Raw genomic sequence first — 26418 nt, forward strand, 5'->3', positions numbered from 1 at the left:
GGACGGGGCAACGCACTGGCGAAGCATCCGCGGAGACCGGACACAGAGCGCTGACCACCGACCCACGATCAGCAAAGCACTCAGAGGAAGCCACGAAACACGCCGTCGGGCTGCTCGCTCACAGCCCTGCCGTAGTCTTGAAAATCGCATCTCCCGAGGAAACGGTCCGCCTCGATTGGCGGGACCACGCCGGGTGCGACCCTGAACGCGGGTCCAAACGCGATCTCCGCTTCGTACTCTTCGTCGCCCAACTCCGCGCGCGTGCCCGTGCTCACTGCCGGGAGTGCGTGCCCGTGTTCACTGCCGGGAGTGCATGGTGCGTGGCCTCCATAGTCAGGGCATCGGCGATGAACACCACGGAGCAGTGCGGGTCCGAGCGGCTCGCCTCGAGGACTTCGTCGACGCTCGCGCCCACCCACTCGAGATCGTCGATGAAGTGGACGCCGATGTACGGGTCCTGGCTTGCCGCGGCAAGCAGCAGATCCCTAACTATCCCCCAGGCCTCGTCATCACCGTACGCAGTCCGTACTACCAGCGCGTCGTAATCGCCACGGTCGTCTAGCTACATGCGCCGGATCATGTGCGCCAACTCCCTCGACTCAACGCCTCGACGCGCAGAGGCTACCGGGCGAGCGCGACCTGATGCGGCGCTTGTTCACCAGGCTGCGTCGTCAGCCGCTGGAGACAGGCTTGCCCTCGCCGCCGTGATCGCTACACACACCCTCGATGCCACCCGACATGCTGTACATGCCGTCGTTGCACTCGACCATGTAGCCGTTACCGTTCCCGAAGTTGTCGATGCAGCTGAAATAACTGCAGATGTCACTCGGCGGGCTCGTCACATCGCTGCCGATTCCGCAGAGGTTGTAGCCATACGGATTGGCCGGTGCGCCGCAGAGCAATGACGTTGGCGCTGCACCGATCTGCGTTATGGCGGCGCGGCTGATCGCTTGGCCGGAGACCGTGTACGTCCCAGTGAACTGTTGTTGAGAGCCGTCCGTATTGGTCGCGGTGAGATCGACGCTGACGGTGTCTCCGCTCGAGGAGAGGATGTCTACGCTGTCTGTGGCCGTACCGGAAAAGCCGGCGACGAACTGATCGTAGCTCTGCCCGAGGTTGTCCCCGCCCAGTGACCATGCCTCCTTGTAGTTCTCCGCATTTATTGCCGCGAAGTACGCATCGACGACTGATGCGGGGCTCGGAGTGCTGCTCTGGCTCGTCACCGGAGCAGGCGGCGGAGCAGCCGACGTGGGCGCGGTCGATGGCGACGTCGTACTCACCACCGGCGAAGCCGACGACTTGGCGACGGCCACCGCTTTCTTCGGCGTCGAATCGGCAGTTCCGCTTCCTGCGGTGGAAGCTCCGCAACCGGCAAGCACGAGAACGAGACCGCTCGCAGCGAGTCCCAAAAACTGTGTGCGCCGAAGGTTCATGGCCGACTCCTCACGCTCTGCCCCTAGCCCCACGGTCTTCACCGAAGATCAAGTGGGCATCGAAGTGCGGATCAAGAGATCATCAAGACGCTCACCCACTGATGTGACGCTCACCTGAACGGGCTAACCATCGGTGAGCTGCTCGGCGCCTCGTTATGACACGTCCGCAGGTCCGCGCGGCTGCACCTCCGCGCGGCCTGCGCTGACGCGCGCGGTGCGGGACGCGCACTGCGAGACTCGACTGGTGCGCGATCTTCACGAGCGTGTGCCGTGTCGCCTTGTGCGCACGCGGGTCGCGAAGCGGGAGCGGAGGACGTCAGCATGAGCTCGCCGACAGCACACGATCGTCGCGGGAACGGTCAGAGCGATCTGGGGCGTGGCGCTCCCGGAGTCGCGGCGCGGGGCCGTGGGCCGAACCGCAAGGGCGATATCTCGCAAGAGGACGACAAGGCGCCCTCGGCGGGCTGGGGTGCGGCGCTCAGCGTGACGCGCGTGGTGGCCAAGACCCACGAGCCGGTGCGCGGACCGCTGGCCGTGATGAAGATGAACCACGAGAACGGCGGGTTCGACTGCCCGGGCTGCGCGTGGCCGGACGACCGCAAGGGCCTGCATCTCGACCTCTGCGAAAACGGCATCAAGCATGTCACCTGGGAGATGACGCCCAGGAGGACTGGAGCGGATTTCTTCGCCGCCCACACCGTCACCGAACTGTCGGACTGGACGGACTATGCGCTCGAGGACCAGGGCCGGCTGACGGAGCCCATGGTCTACGACGAGGCGACCGACAAGTACGTACCCGTCTCCTGGCAGGATGCGTTCAACCTGGTCGGCGAGACGTTGCGCGGACTCGAGAGCCCGAACGAGGCTGCGTTCTACACCTCGGGCCGGCTCAACAACGAGGCGACGTTCCTGTACCAGCTGTGGGCGCGCGAGTTCGGCACGAACAACCTTCCGGACTGCTCGAACATGTGCCACGAGGCCTCCGGCCGCGCCCTGCAGGCGGCGCTCGGCACCGGCAAGGGCACCTGCGACATCCACGACTGGGACGCCGCGGACCTGCTGATCATCATGGGCGTCAACGCGGCGTCCAACGCCCCGCGCATGCTCACCGCCCTTGCCACGGCGACCCGCCGGGGCGCGCAGATCGTGCATGTGAACCCGCTGATCGAGGCCGCCGCGCGGCGCACGATCGTGCCGCACGAGTTCGCGGCGATGGCCACCTTCCACGCCACCTCGACCGGGACGATGAACGTGCAGGTCGGGGTCGGCGGCGACCTCGCGCTGCTGCGTGGCGTCGCCAAGGCGGTGCTCGAGCGCGCCGAGACGGATCAGTCGGTGCTCGATGCCGAGTTCATCGAGCGGCACACCTCCGGCTTCGAGCAGTACCGCGAACTGGTGCGCGGCACCGCCTGGGCGGAGCTGGTCCGGCAGTCCGGCGTGAGCGAGGAGCAGATCCGGGACCTGGCCGAACGCTACATGGCCGCCGACCGCACCGTCATCTCCTGGTGCCTGGGAGTCACGCAGCAGGACCACGGCGTGGACACGGTCCGCGAGATCGTCAACCTGCTGATGCTTCGCGGCAACCTCGGCCGCGAGGGTGCGGGTCCCGCTCCCGTGCGCGGGCACAGCAACGTCCAGGGCAACCGGACCTGCGGCATCGACCACCGGCCCACCCCCGAGTTCCTCGACGCGCTCGACGAGGTCTGCGGCATCACCGCGCCGCGCGAGCACGGCCTGGACACCGTCACCACGATCAAGGGCATGCTCGCGGGCCGGGTGAAGGTGTTCGTCTCGATGGGCGGCAACTTCGTCATGGCCGCGCCCGACACCGACGCGGTCACCGCCGGGCTGCGCGGGACCGAACTGACCGTGCAGGTCAGCACGAAGCTCAACCGCAGCCACCTGGTCCACGGTCGCAGGGCGCTGATCCTGCCGTGCATCGGGCGTACCGAGAAGGACGTGCAGGCCTCCGGCGATCAGGGCGTGAGCGTCGAGGACGCGATGAGCGAGGTGCACATGTCCTACGGCATGCGCAAGGCGCCGTCCGCCGAGGTCAAGTCAGAGTGCGCGATTGTGGCCGCGATGGCGCGCGCGACGCTGCCGGACTCGAAGACGCCGTGGGAGTCGTACGTCGAGGACTACGACCGGATCCGCGACACCATGGCCAGGGTGCTCCCGGGGTTCGAGGACTTCAACCGGCGGGTGCGTGAGCCCCTCGGATTCCGCATCACCCAGCCGGCCCGCGTACGCGAGTTCCACACCGACACCGGGCGCGCCGAGTTCAACTCGAGCGAACTGCCGGACGTGACCCCGCCCGACGGTATGTTCGTGCTCTCCACCGTGCGCTCGCACGACCAGTGGAACACGACCATCTACTCGGACAACGACCGCTATCGCGGCGTGAAGAACCTGCGGACCCTGCTGTTCATGAGCCGCGAGGACATGAGCGAGCTCGGGCTGAACGAGTTCGACCTGATCGACATCACCAGCCACGCCCGCGACGGCAGCACCCGATCGGTCTACGGCTACCGCGTCATCGGCTACGACATCCCGCGCCGCAGCGTCGCCGGCTACATGCCGGAACTCAACATCCTGTGCGGGCTCGACGACTACAGCAGGCAGAGCGACCAACCGCTGATGAAGCATCAGCTGGTCACCGTCGTACCCTCGCGGACGAACTGATCGGCGCGGAGCCTCAGAGGCGTGGCCCCTCGGGCGGAGGCACCACGAACACGTGCGGTTCCTGCGCGGCCAGTTGATCGGGGCCGAGCGCGGTGAGCCCGAGCAGGGCCGCGGCCGCGAAGGCGATGACTCCGATGACGTGACCGGCGTCGGCGTCGGTGAAAACCAGCAGCACGAAGCCGATGATCCAACAGGCCAGTCCGGCGCGCCCGGCCCACGCGGGTCGGCGCGCGTCTTCGCGGGCGGGCCGCTCGACCGCGGGTCCACGCTGATCGGGGGTGAGCCGACCCGCGAGACTGAGCCGGAAGAGGTACGCGAGACTGGGGAAGAGGACCACGGCGCCGATCGCGGTGGCGACGATCACCGCGATGAGGGTGCCGCTGTCGGCCGCGGCGTCGCGCACGGTCAGCCCTGGGAGCAGGTACGGGCGTAGAGCCGCGGCCCAACCGCACAGCAGCGCGGCCACCGCGATAGCCGCGACGATCCGGGCGACGCCGTATCTGCGGATCGCGACGAGGCCGATACTCGCGAGGGCCGCGACAGCGGAAACGATCACCGCGGCCAGGCCGAGACCCCGAGTCAGTCCGTGGAAGAGCTCGGGAGCGTCGGAATGGGCGACCCCGAGGGCGGCAACGGCGAGAGCGCCTGTGACGACGGCCGCTGCGAAGGCGCGGATCCGGAACGCGCGGTCGAGGCCCACCACCGGAGCGCGGCGCGCATCGGCGGCGAGGAACACGGCGGCGAGGAACGCACCGGTGCTCACCGCCATGAAGCCGCTCAGCAGGGATGTGCTGTTGGTCCAACTGGAGAACAGTTTGCCGGCCGCGTTGCCGACGGGGACACGACGGGACGCGATCGCACCGATGCACGTACCGAGCATGAACGGCGTGACGATCGATGAGATCGAGAATGTGGTGTCGATAACGCGTAGCTGACGGGGATCGTCGGTCGCGGTATGCAGGGCGTAGCTCAGGCCTCGGAAGATGATGCCGAGCAAGGCGAGGAACAGTGGCACGGCGAGGGTGGAGAAGACCGAGCCGAAGAAGGTCGGATACCCCGTCCACAGCACCGTGAGCACCAGGACGAGCCACACATGGTTGGCCTCCCAGACCGGAGCGATCGATCGGTGGGCATGATCCCGGATGTCGCGGCCGCGCTCGCCGCGACCGGCCGCCAGCTGCCAGAATCCCGCGCCGAAATCGGCTCCCGCGAGCAAGGTGTAGAGCACGAGCCCGGCCAGCGCGATCGCAAGAACAGCCAAGCGGAGAAACATCGTGGGCTCCCTCGTCAGTCGACAGCCGTCAGGCCGGATACGCCGGGCCCACCAGTCGGTTGGATAGCGCCCCGCGCTGGTTCAGCCGGCGGCAAAGGGGCCTTGGCGAGCCGGTACAACGCCCAGAAGGTGCATACGATCAAAGCGGCATAGGTGGCGGCGAGCAGGCCGAAGCCGACCGGGATCGAGGTCGCACCGGTCACTGCCGCGGTAGTGCGCAAGTCGCCGTAGACGACCCACGGCTGGCGGCCGACCTCAGTGGTCATCCAGCCACCGATCAACGCCAGATAGGACAGCGGCCCGGCGATCGCGACGGCGCGGTAGAACCACCTCGTGATCGGCAAGCGCCGAAAGCGCCAGACGATGAACAGGTACACGACCGCGAGTAGCGCCAACAGCGTCCCGACTCCGACCATCGTCTGGAAGGCGAAACGCACGACGTTGACAGGCGGCTGGTCGTCGACGGGCACGATGCTCAGGCCCTTGACCGTGGCGCTCCAGCTGTGGAACGCCAGCAGGGACAGCAGATGCGGGATCGCGATGCCGTACTCCACGCGACCGCCCGTGTACCAGCCGAGCAGGTGCTCGGCCACTCCGCTGCCGGTCTGGCCGAGGCCTTCGATCGCGGCGAGTTTCACGGGCTGCTCGGTCGCGACGACGCGCGCGGCCCAGTCACCGACGACGATCTGCGTCGGAGCGGACATCACCGCCACGCTCAGCGGAACGGCGATCGCGGTGCGCTCGTACCGGCCCCAGCGCCCGCGCAGACGCCCGACCGCGTATGCCGCGGCGACGAGGAAGCCCGCGACCATGTTCCCGGCCAGGTACATGTGCACGAGTTCGTGCCAGAAGTAGGTGTTGCCGAACAGAGCCTGGAACGCGCGTACGTCGGTGACATGGCCCTGAGCATCGGTCGTGAAACCCTGCGGATGGTTCATCCAGCCGTTGACCGCGATGACCATGAACGAACCGAGAATCCCGGCGAAAACGATCGGCAGGGCGCACAGGAAGTGCACGCGCGGGGCGAGGCGATCCCAGCCGTAGACGTAAATTCCGAGGAAGATCGCCTCGAGGAAGAAGGAGAAGCCCTCGATGGCGAACGCGAGGCCGAACACGTTGCCGAAATTTCCGGTGAACCCGGGCCAGAGCAGGCCCAATTCGAAGCTCAGAACTGTTCCGGTGACCACGCCCGCGGCGAATAGTGTGACCATGACCTTGGTCCACCGGCGTGCCAGCGTCCGATAGAGCAAATCACCTGTGCGCAGGTAGCGCCATTCGACGAAAGCCACCATCGCGGGAAACGCGATGCCGAAACAGACCAGTGGGATATGCACCATGAACGACATGGCCTGCATCTGCCGCGCCTCGAACAAGTAAGTCTGCATGACTGGCGGCAGCGGTGAGACGGTCAATGGCATGGATGTCAAGGCTGGCACTCCGGCGTGGTCATGTCCGGCGAAGCCGGAGAGCAGGTTGTCTGCGGTGAGTCAATGCCGCCTTCATTCGCGCTACGAAGGTATACATCCTTACTCCGAAATGTTGCATGTCGACGCGGCAAGCGCACGTGACACCACCGTTCGATTCACCCCCGAGCCTGATTCATCTGATCGTCGAATTACCCGCCGAGGGGGGCCATTTCGAATGAAAACCTCGAATCGATTCTCTGACGGTGCATCATGGGCGCTATGGCCCGCACGGACAGCACCATCGCCTTGGCCGCACTCACGGTGGCCAGCGGCTGCCTCGACGTCTGCTGCTTCGCCCGCCTCGGCGGCGTGTTCTCCAGTGTGATGACCAGCAACATGGTCCTCATCGCCTTCGCGGCGGCCAGGGCGGACGCGACGCTGGCCGAACACTGCGTCGCCGCACTGAGCGGCTACATCATCGGGGTCGCAGCCGGTTCCGCGCTCGCGCGAGCCGGCGGGAAGAAGGATCGGTTCGGCGAGGACAGAGTCACCACCGTGTTGGCGATCGAATGCCTGCTTCTCGCCGTCGTCGCCGGCTGGTGGATCGCCCTCAGCGCACACCCGATCGGCGCGCAGCAGCCGGCCCTCCTGGGAGTCGCGGCACTGGCCATGGGCATGCAAGGGGCGGCCGCAGGCCAGATCGTCGGCCAACGGCACACCGGCACTACCTACCTGACCGGCACCCTCACCGACGTGGTGGCGGCACTCGGCACCGGGCGGCGCCCGGATCCGGTGGCCCTGCTCTGCCTGGGCGGACTTCTGATCGGAGCCGGAATCGCGGCGGTACTCCTGAGAGCCGCCCCCGACGCGGCCACTCTCCTTCCCGCGGTGACGCTCTCAGTCGTCACGCTCTTCTCCTGGCGCAGACGCGACCAGCCCCGCACGGCCTGAGTCACGACCGGCGTTCGCCCGCGCAGCCGAGGAGGTACTCGACTCGGCACAGGGCCCCGGCCCTACGTGAGCGACTGACGGAGCTCGAAAAGCCGGACTCAAAGGGCCTCACGCTCCGCAATATCGTTTAGACTGGGTATAGCGGGCTGTCAGCTCGCGCCTGACGCTGGTTCCCACCGGCGTCGCCATCCTCGACCTGCGAGGCAATATGCGCTGCATGATCGCTGGCCAACCCTTCTACCTGCAGGCGAGCGACGTGGAGACCGCTATGAAGCGTCTCGAGCCTGAACCGATCCGCGGCGCGTCTGTCGAGGTGGGCAAGCGCTGGTATCCCGTCATGCAGGTCGGCGCCGCCGTCACCGGACAGGATCGGCGCGACTTCACCAGCGCGGACGTCGCTCGCGCGTTGACCCAACTGGGCCTCACCTGCCGGACCGCTCCGCCTGCCGCCTCCTGACGTCGCCCCGTCCATCAGATCGATCGCGAGGCGACTCGCGAACCCACGCCGCACGAGACGTGGAGCATTCCGAAGACGCGACGAAGCCCCCTGCCAAAGCAGGGGGCTTACGTGCTGCGCGAGTACAGACAGGCAACGACAAAGGCCCCGCGTCAACAGGGGCCTTATGTGCGTGGGCGATACTGGGATCGAACCAGTGACCTCTTCGGTGTGAACGAAGCGCTCTCCCGCTGAGCTAATCGCCCTCGACTGCGAGAACAATATCATCTTCGGCGGGCCGGACGCGCCGGGTGGTGACGGCGGGTCAGAGCGGGCGGCGGGTAGGCTGGGCGGGGCATACTGATCTTGCGGGTCACGCAGAGCACACAGAGCACGGCAGGCTGACGAGGACTGGGGAACATGTCGGAGTCGAAGGTTTGGTTCATCACCGGGACGTCGCGGGGCTTCGGGCGCGAGTGGGCGCAGGCGGCGTTGGAGCGGGGGGATCGGGTGGCGGGCACGGCGCGCGACCTGGCGACGCTGGATGAGTTGGTGAAGCAGTATCCCGAGGCGTTTCTGCCGCTGTCGCTCGACGTCACGGACCGGGACGGGGACTTCGCGGCGGTACGGCGGGCGGCCGAGCACTTCGGGCAGCTGGACGTCGTGGTCAACAACGCGGGCTACGGGCACTTCGGGATGATCGAGGAGCTCACCGAGGACGAGATCCGCGCGCAGCTGGAGACGAACGTCTTCGGGGCGCTGTGGGTGACGCAGGCGGCGCTGCCGATCCTGCGGGCGCAGGGCTCCGGGCACATCCTGCAGGTCTCCAGCATCGGCGGGATCAGCGCGTTCCCGGGGGTCGGGGCCTATCACGCCTCGAAGTGGGCGCTGGAGGGCTTCTCGCAGGCCCTGGCGCAGGAGGTCGCGCGCTTCGGGATCCACGTCACGCTGATCGAGCCGGGCGGGTTCAGCACGGACTGGGCCGGGCCGTCGGCGAAGCGCAGCGCGGAGAACCCGGCGTACGCGGAGGCGTGGGCGGCGGACCGGGCGCGGCGCGGGTCGATGAAGCGGGGGAACCCGGCGTCGACGAGCGAGGCGATCTTCAAGGTGGTCGACGCGGAGCAGCCGCCGCTGCGGATCTTCCTGGGGCGCGCGCCGCTGCAGATCGCCGAGGCGGACTACGCGTCGCGGCTGGCGACGTGGCGGGAGTGGCAGGACGTGGCGCTCGCGGCACACGGCGAGGATGACTGAGAGAGGCGGACGCACCGGCCGAGGCAGCCAAAGGCGCGGAGGCTGAGGCGCGAGGACTGAGGCGGACCACGTCAATCGAGGCAACCGAAGGAATTGAAGCAACCGAGGCCGGAAGACTCAAGCGCCAGGACCGAGGCGAGCGCGCTGGCCGAGGCCGGAGCACTCGACGCGAGGGCAGAGGCGGGCGAGCCGGCCGCGGCGGATGGGTCGGTGCGGGAAAGCTGAGCCGCGCGGACTGAGCCGAGTCGGCTGAGGCAGACTGGTGTCATGCCTGAGCTTCTGCCGTTCCCCGCATTCCGCATTCCGGGCCTGGTCGTGGCCGAGCGGACGTTCTCGGTGCCGCTGGATCATGCGGCGCCGGGGGGCGAGCGGATCGAGGTGTTCGCGCGGGAGGTGCGGGCGCCGGGCGGGGAGCGGCGGCCTTGGCTGGTGTTCCTGCAGGGCGGGCCGGGGTTCGGGTCGCCGCGGCCGACGGGGTCTTTCGGGTCCGGGTCGGTGGGCGGCTGGGTCGGGCGGGCGGTGCAGGACTTCCGGGTGCTGCTGCTGGACCAGCGCGGGACGGCCCGGTCGACGCCGGTGAACCGGCAGACGCTGCCGACGCGCGGGGACGCCTCGCGGCAGGCTGATTATCTGACGCACTTCCGGGCGGACTCGATCGTGCGGGACTGCGAGCTGATCCGCCGCGAGGTCGCGGGCGACGAGCCGTGGACGGTGCTCGGGCAGAGCTTCGGCGGGTTCTGCGCGACGGCGTACCTCTCGATCGCCCCCGAGGGTCTGCGCCGCGTGCTGATCTGCGGTGGCCTGCCCTCGCTCGACGCGCACGCGGACGACGTGTACCGGGCCGCGTACCCGCGGATGATCCGCAAGAACGCCGCGTACTACGCCCGGTATCCGCAGGACGTCGAGCACGTGCGGCAGATCGCGGCGTACCTCGCGACCCACGACGTCACGCTACCGGGCGGGATGCTGCTGACGCCCGAGGCCTTCCAGTCTCTCGGCCTGATGCTCGGGATGAGCGACGGCTTCGAGCGGCTGCACTATCGGCTGGAGGGGGCGCTGCTGACCGTGGGCGGCGAGAGAGCGCTCGCTGACGCGTTCCAGGAGGAGGCGCAGCACACGCTGAGCTTCGCCGGGCACCCGATCTACGCGCTGCTGCACGAGCCGTGCTACGCGCAGGGTGGCAAGCCGACGGCGTGGTCGGCGGAGCGGGTGCGCGCCGAGTTCCCGGAATTCTCGCCAGCGCGCGCCACGTCCGGGGACGCGCCGCTGCTGTTCACCGGCGAGACGATCCATCCGTGGTTCTTCCGTACCGACCCGGCGCTGCGTCCGCTGCGCGAGGCCGCGGATCTGCTGGCCGAGCGCACGGAGTGGCCGGCGCTGTACGACGCCGACGTGCTCGCCGAGAACCGCGTTCCGGTCGCGGCGGCCGTGTACGCGGAGGACCTGTACGTGGACGCCGAACACTCCTCGCGGACCGCCGACCACATCAGAGGGCTACGTCGCTGGATCACCAACGAGTACGAGCACGACGGCCTGCGCTCGAGCGGGGACGCCGTGTTCGAGCGGCTGTGGCGGATGGCGGACGGGGAGCTCTAGCCGCGCTCACTCGGCCTCGAGATCAGCGGCGGGCTGCGATTCCGCAGCAGGCTCCGCTCCCGGAGTCGGGGTAGGCTCCGCTCCCGCAGCAGGCTCCGCCGCAGCCGCGACGGCCTTCGGCCCGGGCTTCTGGATCGAGCGGAGCAGCACCTCGGAGACGTCGGCGACGCGGACGTTCTCCGGGGCCTTGCCCTCCTGCTTCCGGGTCGCGACGCCGTCGGTGAGCATGACGATGCAGTACGGGCACGCGGCGGTGACCAGGTCGGGCTCGGTGCCGAGCGCCTCGTCGGTCCTGGTCTCGTTGATGCGCGTGCCGATCGTCTCCTCCATCCACATGCGCGCGCCGCCGGCGCCGCAGCAGAAGGAGCGCTCCTTGTTGCGCGGCATCTCGGTCAGGCGGACGCCGGGGACGCTGCCGAGGATGTCGCGCGGCGGGCTGAAGACGCGGTTGTGGCGGCCGAGATAGCACGGGTCGTGATACGTGACCGCCAGGTTCACGTCGTTGACCGGGCGCAGCTTGCCCTCGGCGACGAGCTTCGCGAGCAGTTCGGTGTGGTGGACGACCTCGTAGTCGCCGCCGAACTGCGGGTACTCGTTCGACAGGGTGTTGAAGCAGTGCGCGCAGGTGACGACGATCTTCCTGGCGCCGACCTCGTTGAGCGTCTCCACGTTCTGCTTCGCGAGCTCCTGGAAGAGCAGTTCCTGGCCGAGCCGGCGGGCCGCGTCTCCGGTGCACGTCTCGCCGCTGCCGAGGATCATGAACTCGACGCCGGCCTCGTGCAGCAGTTCGGCGACGGAGCGGCTGGTCTTCTTGGCGTTGTCGTCGAGGGAGCCCGCGCAGCCCACCCAGAACAGGTACTCGACGTCCCCGGGGAGCGCCTCCTCGCCGTTCTCGCCGAAGACCCGCACCTCGAACGGCAGACCCTGGGTCCATTCGAGGCGCGCCTTGTTGCCGCGGCCCCACGGGTCGCCCTTGCGCTCGAGGTTGCGGAGCATGCCCTGCGCCTCGTGCGGGAACTCGGACTCGATCATGACCTGGTAGCGGCGCATGTCGACGATGTGGTCGACGTGCTCGATGTCGACGGGGCACTGTTCGACGCACGCGCCGCAGGTCACGCAGGACCAGAGCACGTCCGGGTCGATGACGCCGCCGTCCGCGACCGGACCGACGAGCGGGCGCTCCCCCTCGGCGCGCACGGCCTCCGGGAGCGCGGCCCGCGCGTCGTCCGAGTCGGCGAGCAGGTACGGGGCCTTGGCGAGGGCGTGGTCGCGCAGGCCCATGATCAGCAGCTTGGGGCTGAGCGGCTTGCCGGTGTTCCAGGCGGGGCACTGCGACTGGCAGCGGCCGCATTCGGTGCACGTCGAGAAGTCCAGCAGGCCCTTCCAGGTGAAGTCCTCGATGGCGCCGCGGCCGATCTTGTCGTCCTCGCCGGGGTCTTCGAAGTCGACCTCCTTGCCGTCCGAGTAGACCGGCAGCAGCGCGCCGAGGGCGCGCGGGCGGCGGGAGAGCGCGATGTTGAACGGCGCGAGGAAGATGTGCAGGTGCTTCGAGTTCACGACGAGCACGAGGAATCCGAGCACGACGCCGAGCGAGCCGAGGATGCCGACGGTTTCGAGTACGTCGTTCGCGCTGTGGCCGAGCGGGTGCAGGATCTTCGCCGCGATCTCGGATGCGAAGGCGCCGTGCCGGTACGGGAAGTAGCCGGTGTTGATCTGCGCGCCGCGGTAGAGCAGCAGCGTCCACATCACGTTGAAGATCATGAACAGCACGAGCCACGCGGCGCCGAGGTGCGAGCCGGAGAAGCGGGAGGAGCGGCCGGCGCGGCTCGGGGACTGGCGGATCCGCAGCACGGCGAACGTGGCGATGCCGGCGAGGACCGCGACGATGAACAGGTCTTCGAGGAAGCCCAGCCAGGTGTCGGTGCCGATCAGCGGGATGTGGAAGTCGCGCTGGAACAGTGCGCCGTAGCCTTCGAGGATCGTCGCGCCGAGGATGAGGAAGCCCCAGAACACGGCGGCGTGCGCGGCGCCGGCGACCGTCCATTTCAGCAGTTTGCGTTGCGCGAGGACCTCCGTGAGCACGGCCCACGCGCGGCTGCCCACGTCCTTCGTGCGCTCCGGGTCGACCGGCTGGCCGAGGCGTCCGACGCGGTAGAGGAACAGCAGCCGTCGGGACGCGAGACCGAGGGCGGCCGCCGTCATCGCCAGACCGATGATGAGTCGTACGAGCAACTTAGGCCTCCGCGAGTTCGGGCGACGACGGAACGGGTGTGACGGTCTGAGGCGGAGAGGCCGCGCGGGCGGCGAGCTCGTCGAGCAGGGCGGGCAGGACCTCGTGCAGGTCGCCGACGATGCCGAAGTCGGCCTCGCGGAGGATCGGCGCGTTCGGGTCGCTGTCGATGGCGACGACGGTGCCCGCGCCGCGGATCGCCGAGCGGTGGCGTACGGATCCTGATACGCCGCCCGCGAGGTAGAGGCGGGGGCGGATCCGCGCTCCCGGCAGGCTGATGCTGGCGTGCCGCGGGCACCAGCCGAGTTCGCCCGCGGTGTGCGTGCCGCCGAGGCGTCCGCCGAGCGCGTAGGCGACGCGTGCCAGGAGGCTGAATCCCTCCGCCGAGCCGACGCCGCGTCCCCCTGCCACGACGACGTCCGCCTCGGTGAGCAGAAGTTCGCGCTGGGACTCGTGATTGCGCGGTCGAACGGTGATCACGGAAGTCGGCGTGTGGATCTCGCTGCTCATACGGTCCGAGACGGCGACGAGATGATCGTCGTCGAATGAGAGATCTGTGACGTCTGTGGCGATCGCCGATTCCAGGTGCACGGCGACCTGCGCCGAGATTCGGTCATTCGCCGGGGAGGAATTGATCAATATGGCCCGGGGACGGTGATCGCGTGCGATATCGATCAACACCTCGGCGGCGCGGCAGTGATCGCAGCGCACGAGAACGGGCGTGCCGACGCGGCGCGCGAGCGCGAGAAGTTCGCGCGTGGCCTGGGCGAGCGCGTCGTCATCGTCGGTCTCGTCCGCGAGGACCAGGACCGGGTCCGCGAGGGGCATGGGCGGAAACATGTCCGTCCTGCGGGCCCGTCAAACGCGACACACGACCAATGTTTTCCCACGCGTTTCATACGAGGCGGCGTTCGGCGAGGAATTCCACGAGTCGCACGGCGGCGGCGCGGGGATCATTGCCGACGTTGATGATCGTATTCGGGCACGCGGGAAGATCTTTCACGATGATCGCGGGATCCGGCAAAGGGAGAATACGAGTACTGATCAGCTTTTGGCGGGCCTCGGCGATCGCGGGGAACGACGGGTGGCGAGGCGGCGCGGAACGCGCGGGAACGGAAACAACCGGGGTTCCGAGGCGCACCGACACCATGTCAGGGATCATCGACAGGTTCGGCACGACCGACGCGGCACCGCAGACGACGAGGTCGAAGCCCAGGTCGGCCGCCACCTCGGTGTATACGCGGGAGAGGGTCAGCGCGTCATACGGCGAGATCCGATCGTCGAGCACGTGAACGGCGTCGTCGGCGCCGAGCGCGAGGGCGCGGCGCAGTGCGTGGACGCACTCGGCCGGCCCCGCGGTCAGCAGGGTGACTTGGACATCCATCCGACGCCTGGCTACCTGCAGCGCGTGCTCGACGGCGCAGACGTCGGAGTCCTCGAGTTCGGCTCCCGGTTTGATCAGGACAATGATCCGCATTCTCGGCGCTCCGCTCCGTCGCGGGACACGAGGTCTGATTCAGGCCGGGAGTGTAGTCACGAACCGCTTACAGGTCGAGTGTCAGTTGAGCCCCCAGGCACCGCGACACGCAGATGAACATGGTCTCGTTGGCCGCACGCTCGGCCTCGGTGAGCAGGCTGTCGCGGTGTTCGGGCTCTCCTTCGAGGACATCGGTCTCGCAGGTGCCGCACGTTCCCTCGCGGCAGGACGAGAGCACCTGCACGCCCGCGATCTCCAGCGCCTCAAGGATCGAGTGACCCGGCCCGACGGTGACCGACCTGCCGGTGCGCGCGAGTACGACCTCGAAGGATTCGCTGCGGACGGGCGCGGCGAACTCCACGGGGGCGAAACGCTCGACGTGGAGGGCGTTCGGCGGCCAGTGGTCGCATGCCGCCGCGACCGCCTTGAGCATCGGCTCCGGACCGCAGGCGTAGATCAGTGCGCTGTGTTGGACAAGGCCGAGACATTCGGCGAGATCCAGCAGCCCGTGCTCGTCCTGCGGCCGGATCCGCACCTTCTCGCCGTAGCGCGCGAGTTCGTCCGTGAAGGCCATCGACGCGCGGGTGCGACCGCCGTACAGCAGCGTCCACTCGGCGCCTGCGGCCTCGGCCGCCGCGATCATCGGCAGCAGCGGAGTGATACCGATGCCGCCCGCGACGAACAGGTACTTCGCGGCTGTCCGCAGCTCGAAGTGGTTGCGGGGAACGGAGACTGCGAGCGTCGAGCCGGTCGTGAGCTCGTCGTGCACGTGCGCCGAGCCGCCGCGGCCGGCCGTCTCGCGCAGCACGGCGATGCGCCACGCGCCACGGTCCGCCGGGTCGCCGCAGAGCGAGTACTGCCGTGTCAGGTTCTCGGTCAGCTGCAGGTCGATGTGCGCGCCGGGCGTCCATTCGGGCAGCTCATCGCCGTCCGCGGGGACCAGGGTAAGGGCGACGACGCCGTCGGCCGCCTTGGTCCGCTCGCTGACGACGACCTTCACGAATTCCGGCGCGAGATCCGTCGCGGGCTCCGTCACGCCGCGCCCGCCGCTTCGGCCATCTTCTTGAGCACCTTGCGCGCCGCGAGACCGCCCTCGTCGATCTTGATGCTGAGCTCCTGGAAACCCTCCGGCTCCCGCTCGATGACGGTCTCGAGGATGTTGAGCGCGTCCACGTCCTGCATCACGACCGTGTGGTTGTTCTTCGCCATGAACTCGGTCACCTCGTCGTCGTCCTCGGCGAAGTCGCGGGAGATCGCCCAGAAGTCGAACACTGAGTTGTCGGTCTCCGGGGTGATCGCGTAGGTGACCTCGAGGTGGTTGCCCTCGGGGTCGGTGCCGTCCTCGTTCGGCGGCACGCCGACCGGGGCCACGCGGCTGTGCAGCAGGTACAGGCAGGGGGCGTGGTACTCGATGTCCTGCCAGCGGTCGATTCGCCCCTCGATTCCGGTCGAGCGCGCGTAGAAGGGGGGACATTCGGCGTCGTCCATGTGCCGACTGACGTAGACGATGTCCGCTTCGTCGTCGACGCGCGTGGTCATCGGGGTCCGCGCGACCTCGGGCGTGCCGATGTACCCGGCGTGCAGGTACGTCTCGTGGGAGAGGTCGAGCAGGTTGTCGACGAGCATGCTGTAGCGGCTGCGGATCGGCTCCATCCCGGCGGACGTGACGTAGCCGGAGTCCTTGTCGAGCCAGGGCGCGCGCGGGATCTCGCGCTGCCCGGCGAGCGCGGGGTTCCCGATGAACACCCAGATGAACGAGTCCTGCTCCACTACGGGGTACGACGTGACGCGCGCGGTCCGCGGGATGCGCTCCTGTCCGGGGACGAACGAGCAACTGCCGTCGGTCTCGTACGTGAAGCCGTGATACCCGCAGACGATCTTGTCGCCGTCGAGGCGGCTTTCCGAGAGCGGGAAGCGGCGGTGCACGCAGCGGTCGGCGAGCGCGACGGGCGCGCCGTCCTGGGCGCGGTAGAAGACGATGGGCTCGTTGCAGATGGTCCGGGCCAGGAACGTGCGGGTGACCTCGTCGCCGTACGCGGCGACGTACCACTGGTCGCGGACGATCGGGATGCTCGGTGCGGCCACTTCGGGACTCCTTCACTCGCGCCCACCACGGTGTGGGGCGTCACCGCAGAGATTCGGCGAGGTCAGGGCCCGGCGACAAGACCGGTTTTCACTCAGTGGAATGCTCACTCGGTGGAAACGGTGCCGCCTCCGCCGAGGTAGCCGAGGGCGCGCGAGCAACCTCGGGCGCCCATCCGCACCGCGGGAACCAGCGCCGCGGGGTTGGCGGTCGCGGGGACGACCAGGGAGAGCGCGGCGACGACGCTGCCCGCGGCGTCGCGGATGGGCGCGGCGACGGAGACCGCGTCGTCGGTGATCTGACGGTCGCTCACGGCGGCGTCGGCGCGGCGCACCTCGGCGAGCTTGGCGCGCAGCCGGGCCGGGTCGGTGATCGTGAACGGGGTGAAGCGCGCGAGAGGCGCGGCGAGGATCCGTTCCTGGACCGCGGGGTCCGCGAAGGCGAGCAGCACGAGGCCGACGCCGGTGGCGTGCAGCGGCCAGCGCGAGCCGACCGTGGTGCGCACGACGACCGCCGAACGGCCGGAGATCAGCTCGACGTAGAGGGTGTCGAGTCCGTCGCGCACGGCGAGCTGCACGTTCTCGTGCGTGGTTTCGTAGAGGTCTTCCATGAACGGCAGCGCCGCACGGCGCAGCCCGGAGCTGCGCGGGGCGAGCGTGGCGACCTCCCAGAGCCGCAGCCCGATGCGGTACCCGCCGGACTCGGACTGCTCCAGCGCGCCCCACGCGGTGAGCTGGCCGATCAGCCGGTGCGCGGTGGCGGCGGGCAGGTCCGCGCGACGGGCGAGCGCGGTCAGCGTCAGCTCTCGATGTTCGGTGTCGAAGGCGGCGAGCAGGGCGAGCAGGCGTTGCGCGACACCGGGCCGGGAGGCGGCGGGCGCGCCGGAGTTCTCGTCAGTCATTCAATGCGGCGATCAGGGGTCGTACGTCGAGGAGGCGTTCGGCGATTCTAGCCGCCTCCTGGTCCACCCGCCGGTCGACGCGCAGGAACAGCGCCTCGGCGTCGGCGGCGGGCCAGTCGGCGGGCAGGTGTTCGACAGGCAGCCGCGGGTCGTCGCGGATGACGCGCAGCCAGTCGGAGTCGATCACGAGCTTGACGACGAGCGGGTCGGTTCCGTCCTCGAGTTCGGTCTCGGTGTCCCGCCAGCGTTCGACGAAGGCGTGGTAGGGCGCGGCGATCGCGTCGAGGTCCCAGGTCTCGCGGATCATCTGGTCCACGTCGGTGCCGGGGACGGTGGAGGCGTGGAAGGCCCGCACGTGCGACTCGAGCCCGAGGCTGCCGACGATCTCGTCCACGGCGGTGGCGCCCGGGGCCACCCACAGGCCGTTGAACAGCGGGCCGAAGCCGGCCCAGGTGAGCTGGGAGCGCAGTTCGTGCCGCTGCTTCTGCCAGGACTCCGGCAGCGAGAAGCCGAGCAGCGTCCAGATCCCGTCCCAGTCCCGGTTGACCGCGCCGGCCTTCCAGACCCGGTCCTCGCCGTCGCGCAGGATCCGCTCGCTGCGCTCGGTCAGGCCGAAGTACATCGTGCGGCCGTGCCGCTGCCGCACCAGCAGGCCGCGGTTGACCATCCGGGTGAGCGTGGAGCGGGCCGCGTGCTCGCCGACGCCCACGCGGCCGAAGACCTCGATCACGCTCGCCGCGGACACGGCGACCTCGCGGCCGAGCAGGTAGCGGCCGAACAGGGTGAGCATCAGGGTCTGCGGGCGGACGGGGCCGTCCTCCGATGGAGTCTCCACGGCACCACCGTACCGGCTCCGCGCTGGTCGCGCCTCTTATTCGGCGCTCCGTTGACGGCCGACGAGATATTGCCTAATGTTGCGGCGACGCGATGTGCGAGAGGAACGTGGAAACACATGGGTACTGCGGGCGCGACTGGCGGCGGCGTGGATCTCTCCGGCAGGACGGCGGTGGTCACCGGCTCGGGCCGCGGGCTCGGGCTCGGCTACGCGAGAGCGCTCTCCGCGGCGGGCGCGGCGGTGGTCGTCAACGACGTCGACGCGGAGGCGGCCGAGTCAGCGGCCAAGGCGATCGTCGAAGCGGGCGGGCGAGCGGTGGCCGTCGCCGCGGCGGTCGGCAGCGCGGAAACCGCGGACGCCTTGGTGTCGGCGGCCGTGGACAACTTCGGCCGCCTCGACGTCATGGTGACCAATGCGGGCGTGCTGCGCGACAAGGTGTTGTGGAAGATGACGGACGAGGACTTCGACACGGTCGTCGACGTGCACCTGCGCGGCACGTTCACCTGCGTGCGCGCGGCGGCGATCCGGATGCGCGAGCAAGGCGGCGGCGGGCGGATCATCGTCGCTGGCTCGCCGACCGGGCAGCGCGGCACGTTCGGCCAGACGAACTACGCGGCGGCCAAGGCCGGCATCGTCGGCATGATGCGCACCTGGGCGATGGAGCTGGCCCGCGACGAGATCACCGTCAATGCCCTGATCCCAGTCGCGGCGACCGCGATGACCAGGACCATCCCCTTCTTCGCTCCGCACGTCGAGGCGCTGACCCGGGACGGGATCCCGCTGCCCGACGCGCTGCGCAAGGGCGAGGGCTTCGGTACCGTGGAGGACGTCGCCGGCCTGGTGGTCTTCCTCGCCTCCGACGCCGCCGCGCAGGTCAACGGACAGGCGATCGGGATCGGCGGGGACCGTCTTGCGCTGTGGTCGCACCCGTCGGAGCGGGCGGTGAGCTTCGCCGCCGGGGGCGGCGGGTGGAGCGCGGAGCAGATCGCCGCGGTGTGGCCGTCCACATTCGGCCGCTCCCCCGAGACCGTCGGCGTCCCCGCACCGCAGCTGTGAGGGAGCCAGTCATGACACGGTCATTGAACCTCGACGAACTCGTCGCCATCGACGTGCACACGCACGCGGAGGTCTCGTCCTCCGGAGAGAGCTCTCTTTCGAAGGAGCTCGAAGAGGCGTCCGCCGACTATTTCAAGGTCGCGCACGAGCACCGCAAACCGACGCTGGATGAGATCGGCGCCTACTACCGCTCGCTGAAGATGGCCGCCGTCGTGTTCACCGTGGACGCCGAGGCCGCGACCGGGACGAAGCCCGTGCCGAACGAGGAGATCGCGGAGAGCGCTCTGCGCTACCCGGACGCGATCATCCCGTTCGCCTCCATCGATCCGGCGAAGGGCAAAGCCGGAGCGCGGCAGGTGCGCAGGCTGGTCGAGGAGTACGGCGTGCGCGGCTTCAAGTTCCATCCGAACGTGCAGGCGTTCTTCCCGAACGATCGGATGGCCTATCCGCTGTACGAGGCGATCGAGGAATGCGGCGCGATCTCCGTCTTCCACACCGGCCAGACCGGGATCGGCGCGGGCGCTCCGGGCGGCGGCGGGATCCGACTGAAGTATTCGAACCCGATGTTCGTGGACGATGTGGCCGTCGACTTCCCGGGCATGAAGATCATCCTGGCGCATCCGTCGTTCCCGTGGCAGGACGAGGCGCTGTCAGTGGCCACGCACAAGCCCCTGGTGTACATCGACCTGAGCGGCTGGTCGCCGAAGTACTTCCCGGCGCAGCTCGTGCAGTACGCCAACAGCCTGCTGCAGGACAAGGTGCTGTTCGGCACGGACTATCCGCTGCTGACGCCGGAGCGCTGGCTGACGGACTTCGACAAGCTGCCGATCAAGGACTCGGTCCGCCCGAAGATCCTCAAGGACAACGCCGCGAGGCTGCTCGGCCTCGGGTGAGGAGGCTCGTCGGCTTTCCACGATCTCACCCGCGCTCCAAGATCTCAGCCGCTTTTCCGGACGCCGTCCGAGGACGATGCGCAAAGGAGCCATCGATTATGCGAAACCAGGGCATCGGCTCATGGGCGGCGCGCCGCGCGCGCAAGAGCCCGCACGCCCTTGCCGTGCTCCACCGCGACCGCTCGTTCACGTACCTCGAACTGCACGAACGCTCGTTGCGGCTGGCCGCCCGACTGCGCGCCGCGGGATTGGAGCGCGGGGAGGCCGTCGCCTACCTCGGGCCGAACCACCCCGCGTACCTGGAGACGCTGTTCGCGGCTGGGATCCTCGGCGCGGTCTTCGTGCCACTGAACACGCGGCTCTCGCCGGGCGAGATCGAGTACTGCCTCGCCGACAGCGGCGCCCGGGTTCTGATCCACACGCCGGGTTTCGCGTCGGCGGCCGGAGAGGCGGGCACGGCGCTGGAGGATCTGCAGCTGGTCGCCGTGGACGAGGAGTTCGAGAGAGCACTCTCCGCGGGCCCGGCGGAGCCTATCGACGAGCCGGTCGCGCAGACCGAACCGTGCATGATCATGTACACGTCGGGCACGACCGGCCGGCCGAAGGGCGCGGTGCTCAGCCACGGCAACCTGACCTGGAACTCGGTCAACGTCGTCGTCGACACCGACTTCGCACACGACGAGGTCACGCTGGTCAGCGCCCCGCTGTTCCACACCGGGGCGCTCAACATGACCTGCCTGCCGACAATCCTCAAGGGCGGCACGGTGATCCTCGAAGAGGCCTTCGACGAGGCACGAACATTCGAGCTGATGGCGACGCGGCACGTCACGACGCTGTTCGGCGTTCCGACGATGTATCAGCGTCTTGCCGCGGCGCCGGGCTTCGCCGAGGCCGACCTGAGCGGCGTACGCAACCTGCTGTGCGGGGGCGCCACGGTGCCCGAGCCGCTGATCCGGCGTTACCTCGAGCGCGGACTCAGCTTCGTGCAGGGCTACGGCATGACCGAGTCGTCGCCGGGCGCGCTACTGCTGGACGCCGAGCACGCGCTCAGCAAGGCGGGCACGGCCGGCGTGCCGCACTTCTTCACCGACGTACGCCTCACCCGGCCGGACGGCACCCTCGTAGCTCCCGGAGAAGTTGGTGAGGTGCAGGTCGAGGGGCCGAATGTGATGCTCGGCTACTGGGGACGGCCGGTCGAGACGCGCCGCGTGCTGGCCGACGGCTGGCTGCGCTCCGGCGACCTGGCCGCCGCCGATGACGACGGCTACGTGCGCATCGTCGACCGCATCAAGGATCTGATCATCTCGGGCGGCGAGAACATCTCCCCCGCGCAGGTCGAATCCGTGCTCTACCAGCATCCGGCGGTCTCCGAGTGCGCGGTGATCGGCGTGCCGGACGAACGCTGGGGCGAGGTCGGCCGGGCGATCGTGGTGCCGCGCGACCCCGCGTCGGCCGGGGAAGCGCTCTCCGCCGAACTGCTGGCGTTCGCGGCGGAACGGCTGGCCAAGTACAAGGTGCCCAAATCGGTGGTCTTCACCGACTCGCTGCCGCGAACCGGCGCGGGCAAGGTGCTCAAGTCGGCGCTGCGCGAGCGGCACGGAAACTCGTAGAAGGAGAATGACATGACGCAGACCGCGACCGGACTCGACGAACTCAGGGCCCTGGCCGGGACGGACCTCGGCGCGAGCGACTGGTTCGAGGTGACTCAGGGCCGGGTGAACCTGTTCGCCGAGGCCACCGAGGACCGCCAGTGGATCCACACGGATCCGGAGAGAGCGCTGGCTGGCCCGTTCGGCGGCACGATCGCGCACGGATACCTGACGCTGTCGCTGCTCATCCCACTGTTCAACGAGCTCCTCGAGGTGCGCGGCGTGAAGATGAGCGTCAACTACGGCCTGGAGAAGGTCCGCTTCCCCGCCCCCGTGCGCGTCGGCGCGAAGATCCGGCTCCTCGGCACGGTCGACTCGGTCGAGGACGTACCGGGCGACGGCGTGCAGATGGCACTCGCGTTCACCGTCGAGGTCGAGGGTGGAACCAAGCCCGCGTGCGTGGCGAAGGCGCTGTACCGGCACTACGCCTGAATCGGATTTCGGCTCTCCGAGAGTCTGCCAAGGATGCTGAGTTAACAACATTTATTCACTTTGGCCTTGATCCCAGGCCATTCCACGGCCCTAGCCTCAGCCGCATGGCCAACTCCCACCTGACGCCAGCTGACCTGGCGCGCATGTCCATCGCCGAGCAGTACGAGTGGTTCAAGGCCGCGACCTCGCGTCGCTCGCTGCTCCGCGGCGGCCTCGTCGGCGCGGGCACCATCGCCGCCGGCGCCACCGTCCTGGCCGGACCCGCCGCAGACTCCACCGGCAGTAGCGCCAGCAGTGCCGCTCCTCAGCGACCGCACCCACATCGGCACCGTCGCTGCTGGCTTCCGCGCACCGGACTTCGGGCCACCTACGTCGTCGCGGGCAGCGCTGGCAACAGCCTGTACGCGTTCACCGCGTCGGGCAGCTACGAGGGCGCCGTCGATGACGACACCTCGATCACGTCCTGGTACTGCAACTCCTCGGGCGGCAAGACCACCGAGCCCGTCGACTGGTCGCGCGTCCGCTACACCGGTTACGCGCTGCTGGCCGTGGACAGCGAGCCGGGCAGCGGCTACGGCGCCAAGCCGAAGCTCGTCCTGCGCGCCCTCGACGAGGACAACGTCGAGGTCGACCGCCTGACGATCCAGCGCGCGGCCTGATCGGCAGAGCGTTCAGACGAGCACTGAGATGAGCCGCTCGGGGCGGGCCGTCGCGATGGCGACGGCCCGCCCTGCAGATGGCCCTTTATTCGCGGTCGCGTGGCGCGCTGAGCGCCTAGGGCTATGGCGGCGACCAGGACCGAAGCCGACCTACGACGGCATGGCCACGGCAAACGTTGCGTGCTCGGTCACCCGGCACTGCACCTGTGCATCGGCGATCTGGTCTGCGCGAGCACCGACGTAGCGGCTGTCGACACTGCGTTTGGGCCTGTTATTTCTGACTGGTTCAGGACGCGATCTCGGGCGGCAGGCGGTCGATCCAGCGGACCGTCGCGCGGGCGACGGTGATGCCGTATTCGAGTGTGGCGAGCAGGTGCGGGTCCTGCTCGTCCAGCTCGCCGAGCATCTGACGGATCCCCAGGTAGTCCTTCAGCAACGCGGCCTGGTGGGCTCGCTGCTCGGCCAGCACCGTACGCAGCAGGCCAGGCTCGAGGTGTTTGCCGAGCGTGACGAACAGCAGCAGCGGCAGCCGGATCGTGGCCTCGCCCGGACCGCGCGCGGCCCAGTCGGCGAAGGCGGCGCGCCCCGCGTCGGTGATCGTGTACGGTTTCGCGTCGCGGCGGCCGGTCTCGCCCGGTGTGACGAGTCCGTGCTCCGCCATCAACGCCAGCTCGCGGTAGACCTGGCTCTTGGTGAGCGACCAGAAGGGGCCGATGGTCTGCTCGGCGCGCGCGACGAGGTCCCAGCCGGTGAGCGGACCGTCGTGCAGGAAGCCGAGGAGCGACGCGGCGGTCGCGTTGATCTCGGTCGTCACGGCGTGGCGAAGAGCGTGCTGAAGCGCAGGCCGAGCCAGGGTCGTCGGCCGCCGGCGAAGGCGGCGCCGTTCAGGATGGCGCGGGCGAGCGAGCTGCGGCCGAAACCGATCAGCAGGGCCGCGCGCGGGTCGAGCGTGAGCACGCAGTCCACCTTACGCTCCCTGCGCTCCACCGCCTCGAAGCACTCTGCCTTGCCGTCGGCGATCCGCATCAGGAAGCGCTCTCCCCCGCGTAGCCGCAGCTCGTAGACGGCGCGATGCCCCTCGGCGCGGTCCGCGGCGAGCAGCAGCGGGAGCATCGCGCTCATCACGGTCGGCGTCGCGGCGGCGGCAGCGCTCTGCGACATGCGCGAGTCCGCGTGTACGGCCAGGGCCAGGTCGCGGCCGTGGACCAGGGATTCGGTGACCGCGAGGGACGCGAGCATTCCCGCGCTGCGGGTCATGCCGACGCCGTACCACGGGGTGTCGAGCTCCCGCGTGAGATCTTCTTCGACGGCGAGCGCCTCGAGGAACGCGGCGGCGTGGATGGCGAGGCCTTGCGCGGCGGAGAGAGTGCTCTCCGCGGCGAGCAGTTCGATCGCGTACGCGTTGGCGACGGCGATCGTGCCCGGGAGTCCGCCGGTGTCGCCCGCCGCGGCGACGACGTCTTCCAGGCCGAGATCCCGATGATCGCCACGCATCGTCGCGCCGAACGCCATGTACACGGCCGTCAGATGCGCCGCGAGACCGCCGACGTTCCAGGCCAGTCCGGGCACCGGATCACGCAGGTCACGGCAGCCGCGGACGAGGTCGACGACGCGCGTGCTCTCCTGCGCGAAGGCATCGGACACGGCCTGCCTGTCGGGTGTCACGCTCCACATGGGTGGGAGTCTGCGACGCAGCGCCCCCGGCTGTCAAGACAGTCCATTGTGGACGCTCCGAGGCTGATCCGAGCGTCAACTATTCCGTGCCTGTGATTCTGGAATGGACATGCATGTCATGCCATCCGTCGGGATGCAGGACGGAGCTGCGCTCGACGCCCTCGGGCGCGAACCCGGCCTTCGTGGCGACGCGGCAGGACGCGTCGTTCACCATGGAGTGGACGAGGAACAGCCGATGGAATCCGGCTTCGTCGAACGCCCAGGTCGCGAGCCCGCAGAGCGCTCTCGTGGCGACGCCCCCGCCGCGCGCCTCGGGCCTGATCCAGTACATGCACTCGGCGCGGCCCTGCTCCGTGTCGATCGCGCGCAACGCGATCCGGCCGAGCACCGCGTCGCCGTCCGCACTGCCGGTCGCGGGACCACGTACTCCTCCGGCGCCGCTCCCAGGTAATCCGCCGCCACTGCCCGCGCTGAAGGCCGTGCGCACGACGGCCCAGTTGGCGCCGCTCTCCGCGGACCAGGCCGAGCGCCAACGCTCGATCAGGGCCCTGGCCTCGGCCTCGCTTTCCACGGTCCGCGCATGCCAGAACCGGATGTCCGGGTCCGCATACGCGGCGATGACGGACGGCGCGTCCGCCGCCGTCCACGGTCGCATCGACAGCCCCGGGTCGATCGGCAGGACGGGCTGCACGGACGCGGCGAGGTGTCCGGCGGGTATGGCGGGCCGGGTCAGCGAGGGCATGGCGCCATGCTCGCAGACGGCGCCGCGCGGGGCGAGGGGCGCCGGACGGCGAGCGGCGACCGGTAACCAGCAGTTGATGAGCGGCAAAGAGCGGGCAAGGAGCGGCGGCCAGCGGGCAGCGAGCAGCGAGCGGTAACCAGCAGCTGGCGAACGGCATCGAGCGGGCGCGGGGCGGCGAGCGGTAACCAGCAGCTGACGAGCGGCAAGGAGCGGGCAAGGGGCGCCGGACGGCGGGCAGCGACCGTTAACCAGCGGCTGACAAGCGGCAAAGAGCGAGAGCGGGACGGCGGGCAGCAGACGGCGAGCGGCGACCGGCAGCCAGCAGCTGACGAGCGGCAGAGAGCGAGCGAGGGCGGCGGACGGCGACCGGCGACCGGCAGCCAGCGGCCGACGGCCGGCGGCCGGCGAACGGCAAAGAGCGAGGACGGCGGACGGCGAGCGGCGAGCGGCGACCAGCGGCCGGCGAGCGGCAAAGAGCAAGCGCGGGGGCGGCGAGCGGCCGTGATGTTGGCGTTCACAATGCGGGCGGGCGAAACCTTGACGCAATCTCGGACCCGCGCCATAGTGAGGCGCGATCGCTCTGTTCCACCAGAGGTACCCACCCGTTCCCCGTAGGTCCTGCCCTGCGGTTTTTCGCTCACAAAGTTGTTAGCGCTAACAAGAATGGGCTACACCGTGAAACTGCGAACCCTCGATCGGCCCCTGCGCAACCCCGTCGCCGCCCTGCTGACGGCCTTCGCCCTCGCGGTCGCCTGGCTG

Annotated in this window: 24 protein-coding genes and 1 tRNA gene; 10 read left to right on the forward strand and 15 right to left on the reverse strand. The window is 69.2% G+C overall.

The window, feature by feature from the left end; all coding sequences use genetic code 11:
* Positions 1–271: 271 nt before the first annotated feature.
* The gene (locus VG296_RS33180; RefSeq protein ID WP_414641079.1) at positions 272–535 is read right to left on the reverse strand and encodes a DUF6924 domain-containing protein; all 264 of its coding nucleotides are present in this window, start codon (positions 533–535) and stop codon (positions 272–274) included.
* 136 nt (positions 536–671) lie between these two features.
* Positions 672–1433, reverse strand: a complete 762-nt coding sequence (locus tag VG296_RS09940; protein WP_325565338.1) for a hypothetical protein — start codon at positions 1431–1433, stop codon at positions 672–674.
* A gap of 321 nt (positions 1434–1754) precedes the next feature.
* On the opposite strand from VG296_RS09940, the gene VG296_RS09945 reads away from it, so the two are divergent.
* The gene (locus VG296_RS09945) at positions 1755–4115 is read left to right on the forward strand and encodes an FdhF/YdeP family oxidoreductase (RefSeq protein WP_325565339.1); all 2361 of its coding nucleotides are present in this window, start codon (positions 1755–1757) and stop codon (positions 4113–4115) included.
* 13 nt (positions 4116–4128) lie between these two features.
* Here VG296_RS09945 and VG296_RS09950 read toward each other — a convergent pair whose 3' ends face one another.
* Positions 4129–5376, reverse strand: a complete 1248-nt coding sequence (locus VG296_RS09950; RefSeq protein ID WP_325565340.1) for a cytochrome d ubiquinol oxidase subunit II — start codon at positions 5374–5376, stop codon at positions 4129–4131.
* 26 nt (positions 5377–5402) lie between these two features.
* Complete coding sequence (locus VG296_RS09955) at positions 5403–6773, reverse strand: cytochrome ubiquinol oxidase subunit I (protein WP_325565341.1); 1371 nt, start codon at positions 6771–6773, stop codon at positions 5403–5405.
* Positions 6774–7073: 300 nt separating this feature from the next.
* Here VG296_RS09955 and VG296_RS09960 point away from each other — a divergent pair, with 300 nt between their 5' ends.
* Both VG296_RS09960 and VG296_RS09965 read left to right on the forward strand, forming a co-directional pair.
* Positions 7074–7745 (forward strand): YoaK family protein, encoded by a 672-nt coding sequence (locus tag VG296_RS09960; protein ID WP_325565342.1) that lies wholly within the window; start codon positions 7074–7076, stop codon positions 7743–7745.
* A 217-nt stretch (positions 7746–7962) separates the two neighbouring features.
* Positions 7963–8202 carry an SCO5918 family protein gene (locus VG296_RS09965; protein ID WP_325565343.1) on the forward strand — a complete coding sequence of 80 codons (240 nt, stop codon included), beginning with the start codon at positions 7963–7965 and terminating at the stop codon, positions 8200–8202.
* Positions 8203–8375: 173 nt separating this feature from the next.
* Here VG296_RS09965 and VG296_RS09970 read toward each other — a convergent pair.
* A tRNA-Val gene (locus tag VG296_RS09970) sits at positions 8376–8447 on the reverse strand.
* A gap of 154 nt (positions 8448–8601) precedes the next feature.
* Here VG296_RS09970 and VG296_RS09975 point away from each other — a divergent pair.
* Together VG296_RS09975 and VG296_RS09980 are read left to right on the forward strand one after the other, a co-directional pair.
* The gene (locus tag VG296_RS09975) at positions 8602–9432 is read left to right on the forward strand and encodes an SDR family oxidoreductase (RefSeq protein WP_325565344.1); all 831 of its coding nucleotides are present in this window, start codon (positions 8602–8604) and stop codon (positions 9430–9432) included.
* 267 nt (positions 9433–9699) lie between these two features.
* A complete protein-coding gene (locus tag VG296_RS09980) occupies positions 9700–11028 on the forward strand; it encodes an alpha/beta fold hydrolase (RefSeq protein WP_325565345.1) in 1329 nt (442 codons plus the stop codon).
* 6 nt (positions 11029–11034) lie between these two features.
* Here the strand turns inward: VG296_RS09980 and VG296_RS09985 are convergent, their stop codons facing one another.
* From VG296_RS09985 to VG296_RS10015, 7 genes are all read right to left on the reverse strand, one after another.
* A complete protein-coding gene (locus tag VG296_RS09985) occupies positions 11035–13260 on the reverse strand; it encodes a (Fe-S)-binding protein (RefSeq protein WP_325565346.1) in 2226 nt (741 codons plus the stop codon).
* Between the two features lies 1 nt (position 13261).
* A complete protein-coding gene (locus VG296_RS09990; protein WP_325565347.1) occupies positions 13262–14086 on the reverse strand; it encodes an electron transfer flavoprotein subunit alpha/FixB family protein in 825 nt (274 codons plus the stop codon).
* 67 nt (positions 14087–14153) lie between these two features.
* Complete coding sequence (locus tag VG296_RS09995) at positions 14154–14735, reverse strand: hypothetical protein (protein WP_325565348.1); 582 nt, start codon at positions 14733–14735, stop codon at positions 14154–14156.
* A 67-nt stretch (positions 14736–14802) separates the two neighbouring features.
* A complete protein-coding gene (locus tag VG296_RS10000) occupies positions 14803–15771 on the reverse strand; it encodes a PDR/VanB family oxidoreductase (protein WP_325565349.1) in 969 nt (322 codons plus the stop codon).
* Positions 15768–16820, reverse strand: a complete 1053-nt coding sequence (locus VG296_RS10005) for an aromatic ring-hydroxylating dioxygenase subunit alpha (RefSeq protein ID WP_325565350.1) — start codon at positions 16818–16820, stop codon at positions 15768–15770. Before VG296_RS10005 ends, VG296_RS10000 begins: the two co-directional genes overlap by 4 nt.
* A gap of 104 nt (positions 16821–16924) precedes the next feature.
* On the reverse strand, positions 16925–17719 hold the full coding sequence (locus tag VG296_RS10010; protein ID WP_325565351.1) for an IclR family transcriptional regulator: 795 nt from the start codon (positions 17717–17719) through the stop codon (positions 16925–16927).
* Complete coding sequence (locus VG296_RS10015; RefSeq protein WP_349259511.1) at positions 17712–18509, reverse strand: PaaX family transcriptional regulator C-terminal domain-containing protein; 798 nt, start codon at positions 18507–18509, stop codon at positions 17712–17714. Before VG296_RS10015 ends, VG296_RS10010 begins: the two co-directional genes overlap by 8 nt.
* A 162-nt stretch (positions 18510–18671) precedes the next feature.
* On the opposite strand from VG296_RS10015, the gene VG296_RS10020 reads away from it, so the two are divergent.
* The 5 genes from VG296_RS10020 to VG296_RS10040 all read left to right on the forward strand — a co-directional run bounded on the left by VG296_RS10020 (position 18672) and on the right by VG296_RS10040 (position 23243).
* The gene (locus VG296_RS10020; RefSeq protein ID WP_325565353.1) at positions 18672–19610 is read left to right on the forward strand and encodes an SDR family NAD(P)-dependent oxidoreductase; all 939 of its coding nucleotides are present in this window, start codon (positions 18672–18674) and stop codon (positions 19608–19610) included.
* 11 nt (positions 19611–19621) lie between these two features.
* Positions 19622–20503, forward strand: a complete 882-nt coding sequence (locus VG296_RS10025) for an amidohydrolase family protein (RefSeq protein WP_325565354.1) — start codon at positions 19622–19624, stop codon at positions 20501–20503.
* A gap of 98 nt (positions 20504–20601) precedes the next feature.
* A complete protein-coding gene (locus tag VG296_RS10030; RefSeq protein ID WP_325565355.1) occupies positions 20602–22113 on the forward strand; it encodes a long-chain fatty acid--CoA ligase in 1512 nt (503 codons plus the stop codon).
* 12 nt (positions 22114–22125) lie between these two features.
* Positions 22126–22584: a MaoC family dehydratase gene (locus VG296_RS10035; protein ID WP_325565356.1), complete on the forward strand. Its 459-nt coding sequence runs from the start codon at positions 22126–22128 to the stop codon at positions 22582–22584.
* A 104-nt stretch (positions 22585–22688) separates the two neighbouring features.
* Positions 22689–23243: a hypothetical protein gene (locus VG296_RS10040; RefSeq protein ID WP_325565357.1), complete on the forward strand. Its 555-nt coding sequence runs from the start codon at positions 22689–22691 to the stop codon at positions 23241–23243.
* A 286-nt stretch (positions 23244–23529) separates the two neighbouring features.
* On the opposite strand, the gene VG296_RS10045 is transcribed toward VG296_RS10040, so the two are convergent.
* The 3 genes from VG296_RS10045 to VG296_RS10055 form a co-directional block, all read right to left on the reverse strand.
* The gene (locus VG296_RS10045) at positions 23530–24057 is read right to left on the reverse strand and encodes a PadR family transcriptional regulator (RefSeq protein ID WP_325565358.1); all 528 of its coding nucleotides are present in this window, start codon (positions 24055–24057) and stop codon (positions 23530–23532) included.
* Positions 24054–24917 (reverse strand): maleylpyruvate isomerase N-terminal domain-containing protein, encoded by an 864-nt coding sequence (locus VG296_RS10050; RefSeq protein WP_325565359.1) that lies wholly within the window; start codon positions 24915–24917, stop codon positions 24054–24056. Before VG296_RS10050 ends, VG296_RS10045 begins: the two co-directional genes overlap by 4 nt.
* A gap of 79 nt (positions 24918–24996) precedes the next feature.
* On the reverse strand, positions 24997–25659 hold the full coding sequence (locus tag VG296_RS10055) for a GNAT family N-acetyltransferase (RefSeq protein ID WP_325565360.1): 663 nt from the start codon (positions 25657–25659) through the stop codon (positions 24997–24999).
* Positions 25660–26418 lie beyond the last annotated feature (759 nt).

This window comes from Actinospica sp. (genome assembly GCF_035552695.1).
GTDB lineage: Bacteria > Actinomycetota > Actinomycetes > Streptomycetales > Catenulisporaceae > Actinospica.